This window comes from Halomonas sp. SpR8, assembly GCF_031010195.1.
GTDB lineage: Bacteria > Pseudomonadota > Gammaproteobacteria > Pseudomonadales > Halomonadaceae > Vreelandella.
The window spans coordinates 71,117-86,372 of sequence record NZ_JAUAMC010000002.1 but is presented as its reverse complement, the minus strand read 5'-3'; the positions used below and the strand labels follow the sequence as shown (position 1 = coordinate 86,372).

Below are 15,256 nucleotides of genomic sequence, written 5' to 3'. Positions count from 1 at the left end.
GTGGCCAGATTATCCATCTGGCCGTTTGGATTATGCCTGATCCTTGCTCTCAATTTGAATGTCTGGATATTTTAAAGTCATCATGACGCCACTTTATACGCAAAAAACAGGCATAATCGTGAAATATCAAAATGGTAGTTTTTGTCGTTTTGTATTCCATAAAATAATTATTTTACTAACCACCTTGCTGATCAGTTTATTAATTAACAACATTTCGATGGCAAACGATGATCGCAGCGCAGGCCTTATAGCGACTTTTGATTTCGCAATTGCTGAGACACTTACCGCGATTGGTCATCCGCCTAGATTTCTAGCAGGTCTCGAAGGATATGAGACCTACTCACGTAAAGAGGGCATCATTCCTAATACGACTGACCTCGGCCACCGTCACCTTCCTAACCTTGAACTTCTTGCCAGCTTGCCGCCAAAGTATATTCTTATTTCACCACCCGCTCATGTCAGCTTAATACCACAACTTAGAGAAATTGCTGAAGTTAAGGAGTATCCGTTTTATAGCTATTCCAGTGGTAATAACGTTCAGAGTCATTGGGAGGCTCTTGAGGATATGACTCGTCAGCTTGGTTCCCTTGTAAATGATTATGTCGCATCCGAGCATTATCTCGAACAAGTCAATAATCACTTTGAAAATTTACAAGCAGAGCTTAATAATACCGACTCACCAGTATTATTGGTACGCCTCATTGATGAGAGCCATGCCCGTATTTACGGCAAGGGCAGTGTAGAAGGTATGGTGTTAAATCGCTTTGCCCTTCAGAACGCTTGGCAGGGAAATTTAGACAAATGGGGTAGGGCTACAGTCAGCGCCACGTCTCTCTTTGAGATCAATGCTACATTGATATTTCTTGACAGCCCCTATGACCCAGTTGGGGGCCAAGAAAAGCTGATCACTGATGGCCAGTGGAGATACTTGCCAAACGTTAGACAAGGTAACTATGCGATTATTTCTGTCAACTATTGGCAATGGGGAGGTTTTCCTTCAGCTCTCCGCTTGGCCGAGTCGCTCGTTGAAGCCTTGGAGTCGCGAGCGCCCCCTAACACCGCTGGCTAATGGCACTGCTTGCCACTTTGCGTTATTGCCAAGCAATATATACACCTCTCTATTAGAAAAACTAATACCCCATTAGCAGGATGATTTTTAGTTATCAGTGCTGCCCGTTACCTTAGTGCAAGATTGATCAACACGACGCTTATTCTGACACTGGGAGCGGGGCAATGTGGGAAAGTTATATCACCGGGCTGGTGGTGTGTGGCGGCATTATCATGGCGATTGGGGCGCAGAACGCCTACATATTAGGCTTGGCCATTCGTCGGGAGTATCACTGGTGGTCGGCGGGGCTGTGTATAAGTGCGGATATTATCCTGCTTACGGCGGGCATGTTTGGCGTGAGTGCTTTTCTGCTGACGATGCCCAGCGCGTTGGAAGTCATGCGCTGGGTGGGCGTGGCGTTCTTAAGCTGGCTGGCGGCCCAGGCGCTGTTTAGAGCCTTCAGCGGGCGGCAGGGGTTAAGTGGGGAAGCGGGCAAATCGCGCAGCTTAACCAAAGTGATTTTCGCCACCCTTGCGGTCACCATACTCAACCCACAGGTGTATCTGGACACGCTGCTGCTAATACCCGCCATTGGCGCTCAGCAGGAGAGCGCCGGTGTGTTTGTGGCGGGGGCCTCTAGCGCTTCCATCCTATGGTTTAGCCTGCTGGCCTGGGGCGGTGCCGCGCTTTCGCCCTGGCTCTCGAAGCCCATCGCGTGGCGTATTATCGACGGCTTGATTGGCTTAATGATGGCGGGTATCGCCGTACATCTCGCGCTCAATGCCAGCTAGTCGTCAGTGGTGACTCGTTTTAGTGGCGACTAAAGTAGGCTTCCATCACTGCGATAACCTTGTCGATATCCGCATCATTAATATCGCGATGGGTAACGAAGCGCGTGGCATAGAGTAGCTCAATCAAAATGCCATGCTCTTTAAGCCAGGCGGAGAGCGGCTGAACATGTTCGTCGGGGAAGTGCGCAAATACCATATTGGTGGCTTGTGAGGTGATTTCGACACCGGGCAACTTAGCCAAGCCCTCTGCCAGTCGCGCTGCGCGACGGTGATCGTCGGCCAAGTCCGCCACGTGATGATCCAGCGCATACTGGCAGGCGGCCGCGATAATGCCTGATTGGCGCATGCCGCCACCCACCACTTTACGCCAGCGCCGTGCGCGGTCGATCAGTGCTTGCGAGCCCGCCAGAGCCGAGCCGATGGGCGCACCCATGCCTTTTGAAAAGCATAGCGACACACTATCAAACGGCAGGCACAGTTGCTTGAGTGAGGTGTCGGTAGCAACAGCGGCATTGAATAGCCGCGCGCCGTCCAGGTGCGTTGCCAACCCCCGTTCCCGAGCCAGTTCGGTGGCTTTCAGCACATACTCGGCGGGCAGCACTTTGCCGCCGATGGTGTTTTCTAACGCTAGTAGCTTGGTACGCGCAAAGTGAAAATCAACGGCTTTAATCGCAGCGCTGATTTTCTCCAGTGGCAAGCTGCCGTCGGGGGCGTTTTCAATAGGCTGAGGCTGAATGCTGCCTAACACCGCCGCGCCACCGCCTTCATAGCGATAGGTATGGGCCGACTGCCCAACGATGTACTCATCGCCGCGCTCGCAGTGGGCCATGAGTGCCACTAGGTTACTTTGTGTGCCGCTAGGAAAAAGCAACGCTGCTGATTTGCCTGTCTGCTCGGCTAAATTTTCTTGAAACGCGTTGACCGTAGGGTCATCGCCCCATACATCATCGCCGACCGGCGCGGACATCATGGTTTCTAGCATGGTGGGAGTGGGACGAGTCACCGTATCGCTTCGTAAATCAATCATATGGAACTCCTTTTTTGTGCAATGACGTCCACTAAGGGAGGCTTTGTTGAGCAATTTTGCAGGAACCATCTATGGTTAACAGCATACTGCAAGTCAAACCAGCACAGGCAACCCGATGGACCTAAAAAGTGGCTACCCCTTTTGGGCTGTAAAGAACGGCCTGTTGAAAGCGTTCCCTAAACTCACTCGTGATCATCAAAGTGAAGTGGTCGTGGTTGGCGGCGGTATTACGGGCGCGTTGATTGCGGATGAGCTCAGCCGACACGGTCACCATGTGGTGGTGCTTGAGCGCCGTGATGTGGGTTGGGGAAGCTCTGCTGCGAGCACCGCCTTGCTGCAGTATGAAATCGATACTCACATGACCGAATTAGCCAAGCGCTACGGGGAAGCCAATGCCGTGCTCGCCTATAAAGCCTGTGCGACAGCTATCGGTGAACTTGAATCCTTGGCGGCTGGGCTGGGCGATGTTGATTTTGAGCGCCAGCAAAGCCTTTACTATGCCAGTAATGAAGCGGATGTGACGTCACTCAAAGAGGAACTGGCCTTGCGCCAAAAGCACGGCTTTAAAGCTGAGTGGCTAGAGCGAGAGGCCATTTTGTCGGAGTATGGTTTCGCAGCTCCAGGCGCTATTCTGACCCAGTTAGCTGCCAGTATTGATCCATATCGTATGGCCTATCAGCTATTTGCCAAAGTGGTTGAGCGTGGTGGTGAAGTATATGATCGCACGCAAATGGAGACGATGACGGCGGACGAGCAGGGCGTTACTCTGACGCTAACCAACGGTGCTACGTTGCGCTGCCAGCAGGTGGTGATGGCGGCGGGCTATGAGTCACAAGGCTGGTTACCTGAGCCGGTGGCGATCAACCGTAGTAGCTATGCACTGATCACCGATCCGCTACCGCCAGAGGCGTTAGGCAAGTTACGCCACACTATGGTGTGGGAGTCGGCGCGTCCTTATCTTTATATGCGCACTACCTGCGATGGTCGTCTGTTAGTGGGTGGCGACGATGACGAGGAAGATATTCCTAAGCGCCGCGACGCGAGGGTAGAGGAGAAGGCCGAAGGGCTATTACATAAGCTTGCAGCGCTTTGGCCCAAGCTCGCTATTAATCCAACGTTTTCCTGGGGTGGCACCTTTGCCGAAACCGATGACGGCCTGCCTTTCTTTGGACCCCATGACGCCCATGGCCCGCGTATACACTTTGCCATGGCCTATGGGGGCAACGGAATCAGCTATAGCATGATTGGTGCCAAACTGCTGTGTGCACTTATTGAAGGTAAGGAACATCCGCTGGAAGAGCTGTTCTCATTCCAGCGTTTAGCAAAAATCACTTAGCCGTAAAAGGTTAGTCTCAAAGGATAGCGGGCGATGGACCATCAACTGTATTTACGAGCACTGGAGCGCAACGACCTGCGCTTTGTTCATGAACTAAATAATAACCAAAGCATTATGTCGTACTGGTTTGAAGAGCCTTACGAATCCTTTGATGAGCTGGAGGAGCTCTATAATAAGCATATTCATGACAATGCCGAGCGACGCTTTGTGGCGGAAGATAGCCATGGCCACGCCATTGGCCTAGTGGAATTGATTGAGATCGATTACATCCATCGCAGCGGCGAGTTTCAAATCATTATTACCCCGGAATATCAGGGCAAAGGGTTTGCCCGCACGTTAATTCGCCAAGCGCTGCATTACTCATTCACCATTCTAAACCTGCACAAGGTATACCTCATTGTGGCGGTTGAGAATGTCAAAGCGATTCATCTTTATAAGGAGAGCGGTTTCATTGAAGAGGGTCATTTAGTGCAGGAGTTTTTTATCAATGGCAAATACCGCGATGTAAAGCGGATGTATATCTTACAAGACACCTATCTCTCGCAGCTTGACACCACCGAAGCACCTGAATCCAACTGGTTGTAAACAGCAAGCATAAAAAACGCCTCGCTAAAACGAGGCGTTGGCTAAAAGCCGATCATTACTCTGCAGTGCCACCACTTATCCTAGATAAGCCTTAATGGCATCGAGGGCTGCGCGCTGCTGTTGAGCGCGTTCTGCCCATACTTCCACAACATCGACTTCCAACGTCTGCTCTTGGGTCACTGAGCGCTGCATGGCGACCGCTCCTTTTCAGGGGAAATGTGAAGGACTTTGTGAATCACAGCCTATTTTGCTGTACACAACTTGTGTTGTGCATGGCAGCAATTTAACTATGGAGCACGATAGTAAGGGCTTTTGCAACCTAGCGGTAGTCCAAAAGATGTAGGTAATTTTCCATTATGTGTAAGAATTTACTTACAAAAAGCGGAAGCGGTTTTATGTTATTGAATGGAAAAGTTTTTCATAAGTGAGTCTTTGCATAAGCAAGGTTTTTCACAAGCAAGGTTTTTATAAGCATAGAAAAGCCGGAGTTATCTCCGGCTTCGGTGTCTATCTTTTGTCTATACAGGGTGAAAAGCACCTAAACTAGCCTAAATAGGCCTTAAGTGCATCAGCAGCGGCCCGTTGCCACTGGGCATGGAAGCTCCAGAATTCCAGAACTTCGCTATCGCGTGCAGGGGATGTTATTAAATTAGTCATTATGCGGTCCTCCTATAGGGACTACATACCCATTATAGCGCTTTTTTGTTGCAATGCAGCATTGTTGTCGTCAGAGGAAGCGGGAGAGAGCCGTTTTAAAGCACATTTGCCATTAACCCGCGAAGTGAGAGGTGGTCGATACTATCGTTAAACCAACTGCGAAAGGAGTCGCCAATGAGCACGGATGTTGCTGAAATGACGATGGAAACACTTCAAAACGCTGGCGCAAAACGCTGCCACGACACGGTGGGTGATGGCTTAATCCGCTCACCGATGCCCTGCGTCAAAATGACATAGAGTGGACTAGCAGAGTGATGGGTGCTGAGTGGGCGTATGAATGACGTGGTTCACTTAGTATAAGCAATTGCTTAGAATGTTAGCTGTTCCTAATGGTATGTTGTTTTTTGCGCATAATAAACTGACAAGACTAAGAGCCATGCTATGACGCTGATGGCACCTTACCAAGATCGCTGGGTTACCACGTCGAGCGGTCGTATGTTTACCCGCATCTGGGAGCCATTACAGGCGACTGCTCTTCCTCCCATTTTGCTGTGGCATGATTCTCTTGGCTGCGTTGAGCTATGGCGCAGCTTTCCAGAGGCGTTATGCGCGGCTACATCGCGAGTGTGAAGCGGCGGTGGTGAACTTAGTAAGTCATTTCGTAGCGCGTTTATCGCACTAAAGTTTCCACAATAAACGATAGGAAGGAGCCCTATGAGACTGCGTATTTTATCTGACTTACACCTGGAGTTTTTTGACGGGAACCGCGAGCTCCCGGAGGTGGATGCCGATGTAGTGATCCTGGCGGGTGATATTCACCGTCAGTGTGAAGGCCTTGCCTGGGCACGCACGCGCTTTCCAAACACTCCGCTTATCTATGTACCCGGCAACCACGAGTTTTACGGCACGTGTATGCCGTTTTTACGTGATGAGCTGGCACTCGAAGCTGAGCGGCTCGACATTGAATTGCTGGATAATCGTGCTGTTACTATCGGTGGCGTGCGCTTCTATGGCACCACATTATGGACAGATTTTGCGCTATACGCGGGAGACCCGACGAAAGATCCCGTTGAAACAGAGGCTAAAGCGCTGCGCCTTATGCCAGATTTTGAGATTATCCAAATCTCGCCTGGCGTACCCTTCACGCCACAGGCGAGCCAGCAATTGCATGCTGAAGCACTCACTTGGTTAGAAGGCGAGCTGTTAAAACCGTTCGATGGTTCAAAAGTAGTGGTGAGCCATCATGCTCCTTTGCATGACAGTATTCCTGGTCAGTACCTCGGTGATGCGTTATCACCCGCGTTTGCTTCACACTTGCCAGATTTAATGGGAAAGATGGATTTATGGGTGCATGGTCACGTTCATGAACCGGTTGATCTTCTACGTAACGGTACCCACGTTATTGCAAATCCAGGCGGTTATCCCAACGAGTTAAGTCCGGCGTTATTTAAACCAGATTTAATTATTGATATTTAATAATATATGTTTATAAAAGCGCAATATTTTTATTGTTTATCTAAAGCTGTAGGTTGTTACTTAAAAGCCAATCACGGAATTTTATTAACGGCGGGTAGTCTTGCTTTTCAGGTGGATATAATAAAAAATAATGACGGTGACTATCTAAACGCTTTTCAAGAGGCATAGTTAAGCGCCCGTCTTTGAGCTCCTCTTCTACTAAGCATCGCGCTACCAAAGCGACACCAATGCCAGCAGTCGTCGCCTGAATCATATGATTGGTGAATTCAAAGTGAGGGCCAAGTCGCATATAAGCTAAGGGTATTTTTTGCGCCGTGAACCACCGATGCCAAGCCTCGGATCGAACCGCAATGTGCAATAGTAAGTGATTGCTTACGTCACTAGGTTTTGAAATTGGGCTCTCTTGCAATGTTGTGGGGCTTGCAACCAAAACCATATCTTCTTCTATTAACGGATGAGCTATAAGCCCTTGCCAAGGGCTATTTCCTACATTGATGGCAGCATCCATGCCAGATTCTGCAAGGTTGTATTCACCGATACGGGTATGAATGTGAATCATGGTGCCAGGGTGTTGGTGATAAAAAGAGGCTAAACGAGGCATCAACCAGCGCGAACCAAAGGTAGGCAATACCGCAAGATTCAAAGCGCTAATGCCTTTGCGGAAGGCGCCCACCCGGGCGCTTGCCCCATTAATACGCGCCAACGCAGGCGCGATGTCATGTGCATACATTAAGCCGACTTCGGTTAGATAGATTTTGCGGCCTTCGCGCTCGAATAACGTAACGCCCAGCAGTTGTTCGAGCGCTTGAACTTGTCGACTGATTGCACTTTGCGTGAGGCTAAGCTCACCTGCAGCCCGAGTGAAGCTGCGATGCCGAGCAGCGGAATCAAAGGCTAGCAGCATCGACATGGATGGCGAGAGTCGATGTATGTTCATTCGTAAACCTCATGCATAGGCCAAATAATGGTCGATTGTTGGGGTGTTCATATCTCATTACGATTACCTAACCTCATCTAAGCAGCATAGGGAATTAAAATGTCATATTCAGCTCCTGCTAATAAAAAGATTGGCCAGCAGCCTTCATTCATGCAATCGAGACGGCTGGCGCGTATTTATTGTCTTGAGGACTTTGAAGCCGCTGCTAGACGACATTTACCAAAACCGATTTTTGGTTATGTCGCTGGCGCTGCTGAAAATGAAGCTTCCTATCGAGATAATCGCGCTGTATTCGATGAATTTGGGTTTATGAACCGTGTTCTGCGCAACGTGAGTGAGCGTAAGACATCTACAACCTTATTAGGGCAGCGCTACTCGGCGCCTTTTGGTATTGCGCCGATGGGTATTTCTTCATTAACTGGCTACCGTGGCGACCTCGCTCAAGCTAGAGCGGCTGAAACAGCGGGTATACCCATGATTTTGAGTGGTTCCTCCTTGATTAGGGTAGAGGAGATCATGGCCGCCGCTCCTAACACATGGTTTCAAGCTTATCTGCCGGCAGAGGAGAGTAAAATCTATGATTTGATCGATCGTGTGGAAACAGCGGGGGTGAAAACATTAGTGATTACCGTCGATTCAGCAGTGGTGCCTAACAGAGAAAATAATCTTCGCTCCGGTTTCAAAACACCTCTCCAGCCAAGTTTTAAACTGCTTTGGGACGGTCTAACACATCCAAGCTGGAGTGTAGGAACCTTCCTGCGCACGTTTGCCCACCACGGCATGCCTCACTTTGAAAATAACTCTGCTGAGTGTGGTGCCGCTATTTTGTCGCGCAATGCCTCCCGCGATTTCTCAGGGCGAGAGCATTTAGATTGGAAAGTATTGAGTGGCATTAGGCGTAGATGGAAGGGGGACTTAGTGCTCAAAGGGTTGCTCCATCCTGATGATGTTGCGATGGCCAAGCGCCATGGGGTCGATGGTGTGATCCTTTCCAATCATGGGGGGCGTCAACTTGATGGCGCTATCTCACCAATGCGTGCACTTCCAAAGGCGATGGAAGTGGCTGGCGATATGAGCGTGATGATCGATAGTGGTTTTCGGCGTGGAACCGACGTTATAAAAGCATTGGCCCTTGGAGCCTCGAGTGTATTTATTGGTCGCCCGTTTAATTATGCGGCGTCGATCGGTGGTCAAGCAGGGGTCGAACATGCCATTAATCTACTCTTGTCGGAGCTGCGGGCGGATATGGGCATGCTAGGTATAGTGCGATTAACAGAGCTTGAGCCCGATATGCTGGTGGACTTATATAAGCTCAAGGCGTCTCGCACCCATCAGCAAGGGAGTGCTAGATAGTCGGATAGATTCAATGCATGTCATTCTTTTACGTCATTGGTATTTAAGAGATTAACTTTCAATTACTTATTATTGTTAGGTTTTTTTCAATAGGATAGTAGTGGTTTTGAGACTACTACTTTGGTTTAAATTTGGATGGTTATGCTTGCGCCATAAAGGCATGCTACTTATCGTCTCACTTGTATGATGTATAACATTACGAGCTGAGTGGTAGGGGCGTTCAGTTGCAATAGCTCATAGAGCATATGTGAGAAACCTGACTCGCGACCTGTTTATGCCTTATGTCGCTTTGAGGAGCAAGGCATGGGGCGATGTGATGAGTTTAGTCAAAGCGGATGCCGCTATTCGGGGCTCTAGGGGGTGCCCGTCACTAACAATTATTAGTGGCGAGAGTTCACTAAACGTAAGCAGTTGGTTGATGTTTCAAAGTTCTCTAGAAAGTCTCCAGTTGATCAACAAAAGCTGTGTTTATCTGCCCAGATAATATTTCTGCGGAAATGAGCGAGATGCTGAGAAGCGCGCCAAAGCCGCCTAATGGAGAATTATTTATGTCGAGACACGACACTCCCACGATAACAGAGATGAAGGTCATTCCCGTCGCAGGGCGTGACAGCATGCTACTCAATATCGGTGGAGCGCACTCACCGTGTTTCACGCGCAACCTGGTTATTCTCAAAGATAGTCACGGTAATGTGGGTGTTGGTGAAGCTCCTGGTGGCGAGACTATTCAGACATCTCTAGAGCAGTCACGAGAGCGTGTTATTGGTCAGTCCATTGGAAAAATGCGCTCCATGATTGCTTCATTGCACAATGTGGGACGGAGTGCCGATTTTGAGGATTTCGGTAAGGGCTCCTGGACATTTGAGCTGCGCATCAATGCGGTTGCCGCGCTTGAGGCTGCTTTGCTTGATCTGCTGGGGAAGTTTCTGGGAGTGCCAGTGGCAGAGCTTTTAGGCAACGGCAAGCAGCGTGACAGCGTTGACGTTTTGGGATACTTGTTTTTTATCGGTGATGGACATGCAACGCCGCTGAATTTCCGCCGTGGTACCGATGGGCTGAAGCATGACTGGTACCGTCTGCGTGACGAGGCGGCCATGACCCCACAGCAGATTGTTGAACTCGCTCAGGCGGCCCATGATCGGTACGGTTTTAAAGATTTTAAGTTAAAAGGCGGGGCCCTGGCTGGTGAGCAAGAGATAGCAGCTGTAACAGCCCTGCACAATGCATTTCCGGACGCCCGCACGACGATTGACCCTAATGGTGCCTGGTCGCTCAAAGAGGCGATTCAGCTATGCAAGGACCTACACGGCGTGATCGCTTACGCAGAGGATCCTTGTGGGGCCGAACAAGGCTTCTCAGGCCGCGAGATTTTAGCAGAGTTTCGCCATGCCACCGGATTGCCAGTCGCTACCAACATGGTGGCCACCAACTGGCGGGAAATGGCCCATGCGCTGATGTTGCGGTCAGTCGATATTCCTCTGGCCGATCCGCATTTCTGGACGCTTTCCGGTGCCGTACGTGTCTCCCAGCTTTGCCAGGATCACGGTATGACCTGGGGGTCGCACTCCAATAACCACTTTGATATTTCTCTGGCCATGTTTGCCCAGGTGGGAGCTGCCGCCGTGGGGCGCACAACCGCGCTTGATACTCACTGGATCTGGCAGGAGGGTGATGCTCGCCTAACTCGCAAACCGCCGGAAATTGTGGATGGCAACGTGGCTGTTACCGATGCGCCGGGGCTGGGTGTAGAGATCGATATGAAGGCCATTGAGGAGGCTAATAAGCTCTATCGTTCCCTGCCTGCTGGTGCTCGGGATGATGCGATGGCAATGCAGTATTTGATAGATGACTGGACGTTTGATCCGAAAAAGCCAGCGTTGGTGCGCTGAGTGAATACCCTAAATGTGACAAAGAAGGACATTACAATGAAAAAATTAATACTCAATTTATCTATTGCAACAGCGATGATGGCCAGTGCCGGTGCATTTGCCGAATATCCTGAGAAAAACATCGACATGATCGTTCCCTTCTCAGCCGGCGGTGGTAACGATACCTTCGTTCGCGCACTACAGCCGCTACTGGAAGAAAAGCTCGATACCAACTTGGTCATCCGCAATATCTCGGGCGGCGGCGGCGCCGTGGGTCTTACGCGCGCTCAAGCATCAGATGCTGATGGCTACACTTTAGCGGCCGCCAGTAACGCATTGCTGACCTTGGAAGCGTTGGGCAATGTTGACTTTACCTACGAAGATTTCGATTTTATCGCCAAGATCCTTGAGGAGCCCTATGTCATCGCCGTCGGTGAAGACAGCGAATACGCCGATCTAGACGCGATGGTCGAGGCCGCTAAGGAAGGCGCCTCAGTGAGCGTAGGGGTTTCGGGTGTAGGGTCATCAGCTCATATCGCGGCGGTGGCGTTTGCTGATACCGCTGAAGTCGATTTCAACTTTATTCCCTATCCTGGCGGTTCTGAGACTATCTCCGCTGCCATGGGGGGGCACGTGGATGCCGTGGTGCTCGGTGGAGCAGAGCTTCGCTCGGCGCTAGAGTCAGGCCGATTGAAAGCCTTGGGTATGTCTTACAACGAGCGTAGCGAGTCGTTGCCCAATGTCCCTACTTTCCAGGAGGAAGGTTACGATCTGTCCCTGACAGTATTTCGCGGTATCGCGGGTCCTGATGGCCTTCCTGAAGAGGTCAAGGAAAAGTGGGTTAGCGCCATCAAAGAAATTGTAGAAGAAGGGACTTTCGAAGAGACAGCCTCGAACCTGGGCTTAGATATCGTTCCGCTGTATGGGGATGAACTAGAGGCGTTTATCGCCGAGTCGGCGGAAGTAATGAAAGAGAGTGCTGGTGATTTGGCGGCTGAATAAGATAAGGAGTCAGTGACTGATGGCTAAGGAAATAGGTAAACCGATTTTCGATCTGTTTCTCGTAGTGGCAGCTGCAACTGGATTTTATATGGCTACTACGCTGCCAGCAGTCAGCATGGCGGGGGGGCTTACCCCCGCTACATTCCCAAAGTTGATTTCTGGCTTGATTTTTTTATGTGCCGTGCCCTGCTTAATACGCGATTCTTACGAATGGCTTGCCGCAAGGCGGGGGCGTGACGAGGCCATAACCCTGAATACTATGCCTTCCAAGAAAGGCATGATGCAGTGGCTGATCATCGTGGCTTTGATTATTGTTTATATCAATTTGTTCGAGCGACTTGGATATATTGTGAGCACAGCGCTATTTTGCTTCTTTAATGTCGTTTGTCTTATTGCAGCGAGTGGTGAATTTCAGAAATTAAACAATAGCCGTAAATTGCGAAACTTGACAGCGTATACAATTTTCTCGGTCGCATTGTCATTGGTTATTTATTATGTATTTACCGAACTGTTCAATATCCCGCTACCGGATTGATAAAGGAGAAGTGAGATGCTGATGGGATATATGGAAGGTTTGGGATTAGTCTTTCAGTTCGGAACATTACTGGCAATAGCTGGGGGAACCTTCCTTGGGATCATCATGGGGGTACTGCCTGGCTTAACATCGGCGATGGCGATAGCGCTATTATTGCCGGTAACCTTTGGCATGCCACCTGTGATGGGTATCGGTATGCTGCTAGGCACTCTTTGTGGCGCTGGTGCCAGTGGCTCGATACCGGCCATATTGCTCAATATTCCAGGGACACCATCCTCGGTCGCGACCACGTTTGATGGCTTTCCAATGGCACAAAAGGGCGAAGCGGGGCGAGCATTAGGCCTAGCAATCGTCGCCTCTTTTCTTGGCGGTGTGGCGAGCATGGTGGTGCTGAGCCTTCTTGCTCCACCTATCGCTGAGTTTGCGTTGCGTTTTGGGGCGGCAGAGTACTTTTCCCTAAGTGTTTTTGGACTGGTAATCATTGCTTCCGTGGCGGGAAAATCCCTACTAAAGGGGTTAATTGCAGGCCTAATAGGCTTCTTTTGTTCTACGATCGGTACTGATCCTATAGCGGGGGTGGATCGTTTTACCTTTGGGCAACTTTCTCTATTGACTGGGATAAATCTCCTACCGGCGCTGATTGGGTTGTTCGCAGTCTCGCAGGTACTTAAGGACGCTTTCGATTATGATCCGTCCAATAAGCTCCAAAACAGTCCCCACAAAGTCGATATCGCGCGACCCCGGTTTCTTGAGACGTTGCGCAATTGGCGTGCGCTTCTCGTCGGTATCGTGTCTGGTTCTGTCGTGGGCCCAGTGCCTGGTGCGGGGGGCAGTATCGCCTCGTTGGTAGCTTATGACCAAGCGCGCCGTTTTTCTAAAACGCCTGAGAAATTTGGCAAGGGGCATGGTGCTGGCGTTGTCTCAGTTGAGAGTGCAAACAATGCATTGTTAGGTGGGGCATTAATTCCTACGCTTGCGCTGGGTATTCCTGGTGAGGCGGCAACAGCTGTTCTCTTGGGTGGTTTAATGATTCAAGGCGTTACGCCGGGACCAATGCTATTTGAAAACCAGGGCGGCATCATTTACGGGATATTTCTAGCGTACTTAGTCGCCAATTTTTTCATGCTTATCATTATGTGTTTAGGCATCAAGCTGTTTGTTCGTGTCCTGCTAGTCCCAAGAAAACAGTTGATATCGGCCATCATTGTTTTCTGCTTTATCGGTGTATATGGAGTTGATGGAGATGTGTTTAATCTTTATATAATGCTGGCATTTGGTTTGCTTGGCTATTTTCTTAACCGATATGGCTTCGGGACCGCTCCCGTTATTCTAGGTCTAATTCTAGGGCCTATAGCGGAATCAAACCTGAGGCGTGGTTTGCAGGTATTCGGAGGCGATTGGTCACCGTTTTTCACACGCCCCATTAGCGTTACCTTTTTAGTTATCGCCTTTGGGCTGCTGGTGCTGACACTGTGGCAGAACTATCGCTCACGTCAGAAAGAGGCGAACTCTGCCGCTACCTGAAGCCCATGGGCCGCCATGTGAGGCGGCTAGGGTATTGGAGCCCACTCGAAGAAGTGGGCTTTCTTATATGGGAGTAAGTGATGGCTAACATCGATTTTGAGACGCTGCGCAGTACGATTGAGAGGTCACTCTTGAAGGCGGGACTAAAGCCCGCTGATGCTGAGACCTGCGCGCGAATCCATGCTGAAAGCACCCGCGACGGCTTACATTCGCATGGCATCGGGCGGGTTCCGCGTTTCATTGAGTACGTCGGGAAAGGCTGGATCGATGTCGATGCTAAGCCGACCCTTGTTCAGCGACTGGGTGCGATTGAGGTGTTGGATGGAGGGTTTGGAATAGGCGTGGTCAACGCGCTTTACGCCACAGATCGGGCCATGGTGTTGGCACGTGAGCACGCTATGGGGCTGGTAGCGTTACGCGACACCACTCACTGGATGCGGGGCGGAAGTTACGGTTGGCACGCGGTTGAGCAGGGGTTCGCTACGCTTATGTGGACCAATACCGAGTCCTGTATGCCCGCCTGGGGTGGGGCTTCGCAGTCGATTGGTAATAACCCGCTGGTGATGGCGGTACCGCATAATACCGGGCCCCTGGTGCTTGATATGGCGATGTCGCAGTTCTCCTACGGCAAGCTGCAGACGACTCAGTTGAAAGGCGAACAACTACCCGTCGACGGTGGTTTTGATGAGCGCGGAGAGTTGAGCCGTGATCCTGCGGCGATCGCTGAGACGCGCCGCTTGCTGCCGACCGGCTATTGGAAAGGCTCCGGGCTGGCGATTCTATTGGATGCGTTGGCGGCACTACTTGCTCAAGGACGCCCTAGCCATGCCATCGATAGGGTTCAGCGCGGTAGTGGCGGAGGTTGCAGCCAGGTGTTTATGGTGTTTGACCCAGAACAACTCGGTGGCCGAGAAGCCTGCGATAGCATTGTCGAAGGTATCCAGTCTCATCTGACTGCAACGCCTCCTGCCGAGCCGGGGCGTAGTGTGCGCTGGCCAGGCAATTCGACTGCTGAAAAGCGATACGGCGAGGGGACGATTGTTATCGATGACACGCTCTGGCGCTCTGTTTGTAAGCTCGCCGGTGACTAATTCAGGATGCTTTAACACTTAACAGG

General features: G+C 50.6%; 15 protein-coding genes. 13 read left to right on the top strand and 2 right to left on the bottom strand.

Features of this window, described 5'->3' with window-relative positions:
• Window positions 1-82: 82 nt before the first annotated feature.
• On the top strand, window positions 83-1,069 hold the full coding sequence (locus tag QT230_RS03890) for an ABC transporter substrate-binding protein (RefSeq protein ID WP_308320243.1): 987 nt from the start codon (window positions 83-85) through the stop codon (window positions 1,067-1,069).
• Between the two features lie 164 nt (window positions 1,070-1,233).
• Window positions 1,234-1,839 (top strand): LysE family transporter, encoded by a 606-nt coding sequence (locus tag QT230_RS03885; RefSeq protein ID WP_308320241.1) that lies wholly within the window; start codon window positions 1,234-1,236, stop codon window positions 1,837-1,839.
• A gap of 19 nt (window positions 1,840-1,858) precedes the next feature.
• Here QT230_RS03885 and ltaE read toward each other — a convergent pair whose 3' ends face one another.
• Window positions 1,859-2,866 (bottom strand): low-specificity L-threonine aldolase, encoded by a 1,008-nt coding sequence (ltaE, locus tag QT230_RS03880; protein ID WP_308320240.1) that lies wholly within the window; start codon window positions 2,864-2,866, stop codon window positions 1,859-1,861.
• Between the two features lie 163 nt (window positions 2,867-3,029).
• On the opposite strand from ltaE, the gene QT230_RS03875 reads away from it, so the two are divergent.
• From QT230_RS03875 to QT230_RS03855, 5 genes are all read left to right on the top strand, one after another.
• Window positions 3,030-4,202 (top strand): FAD-dependent oxidoreductase, encoded by a 1,173-nt coding sequence (locus tag QT230_RS03875; RefSeq protein WP_308320239.1) that lies wholly within the window; start codon window positions 3,030-3,032, stop codon window positions 4,200-4,202.
• A 33-nt stretch (window positions 4,203-4,235) separates the two neighbouring features.
• Entirely contained in the window at window positions 4,236-4,787 is a 552-nt protein-coding gene (gene speG / locus QT230_RS03870) for a spermidine N1-acetyltransferase (RefSeq protein WP_308320238.1), read from the top strand.
• A gap of 831 nt (window positions 4,788-5,618) precedes the next feature.
• Entirely contained in the window at window positions 5,619-5,741 is a 123-nt protein-coding gene (locus QT230_RS03865; protein WP_308320237.1) for a hypothetical protein, read from the top strand.
• A gap of 144 nt (window positions 5,742-5,885) precedes the next feature.
• A complete protein-coding gene (locus tag QT230_RS03860) occupies window positions 5,886-6,074 on the top strand; it encodes a hypothetical protein (RefSeq protein WP_308320236.1) in 189 nt (62 codons plus the stop codon).
• Between the two features lie 84 nt (window positions 6,075-6,158).
• Window positions 6,159-6,920 (top strand): metallophosphoesterase, encoded by a 762-nt coding sequence (locus tag QT230_RS03855; RefSeq protein ID WP_308320235.1) that lies wholly within the window; start codon window positions 6,159-6,161, stop codon window positions 6,918-6,920.
• Between the two features lie 40 nt (window positions 6,921-6,960).
• On the opposite strand, the gene QT230_RS03850 is transcribed toward QT230_RS03855, so the two are convergent.
• The gene (locus QT230_RS03850; protein ID WP_308320234.1) at window positions 6,961-7,857 is read right to left on the bottom strand and encodes a LysR substrate-binding domain-containing protein; all 897 of its coding nucleotides are present in this window, start codon (window positions 7,855-7,857) and stop codon (window positions 6,961-6,963) included.
• A gap of 99 nt (window positions 7,858-7,956) precedes the next feature.
• Between QT230_RS03850 and QT230_RS03845 the strand changes: the two genes are divergently transcribed.
• From QT230_RS03845 to yiaK, 6 genes are all read left to right on the top strand, one after another.
• Window positions 7,957-9,210 (top strand): alpha-hydroxy acid oxidase, encoded by a 1,254-nt coding sequence (locus QT230_RS03845; RefSeq protein ID WP_308320233.1) that lies wholly within the window; start codon window positions 7,957-7,959, stop codon window positions 9,208-9,210.
• 548 nt (window positions 9,211-9,758) lie between these two features.
• Window positions 9,759-11,099, top strand: a complete 1,341-nt coding sequence (locus QT230_RS03840) for an enolase C-terminal domain-like protein (protein ID WP_308320232.1) — start codon at window positions 9,759-9,761, stop codon at window positions 11,097-11,099.
• A 36-nt stretch (window positions 11,100-11,135) separates the two neighbouring features.
• On the top strand, window positions 11,136-12,080 hold the full coding sequence (locus QT230_RS03835) for a tripartite tricarboxylate transporter substrate binding protein (protein WP_308320230.1): 945 nt from the start codon (window positions 11,136-11,138) through the stop codon (window positions 12,078-12,080).
• 19 nt (window positions 12,081-12,099) lie between these two features.
• On the top strand, window positions 12,100-12,615 hold the full coding sequence (locus tag QT230_RS03830) for a tripartite tricarboxylate transporter TctB family protein (protein ID WP_308320229.1): 516 nt from the start codon (window positions 12,100-12,102) through the stop codon (window positions 12,613-12,615).
• Window positions 12,616-12,630: 15 nt separating this feature from the next.
• The gene (locus QT230_RS03825; protein WP_308320227.1) at window positions 12,631-14,139 is read left to right on the top strand and encodes a tripartite tricarboxylate transporter permease; all 1,509 of its coding nucleotides are present in this window, start codon (window positions 12,631-12,633) and stop codon (window positions 14,137-14,139) included.
• A gap of 80 nt (window positions 14,140-14,219) precedes the next feature.
• Window positions 14,220-15,230, top strand: a complete 1,011-nt coding sequence (gene yiaK, locus QT230_RS03820) for a 3-dehydro-L-gulonate 2-dehydrogenase (protein WP_308320226.1) — start codon at window positions 14,220-14,222, stop codon at window positions 15,228-15,230.
• Window positions 15,231-15,256 lie beyond the last annotated feature (26 nt).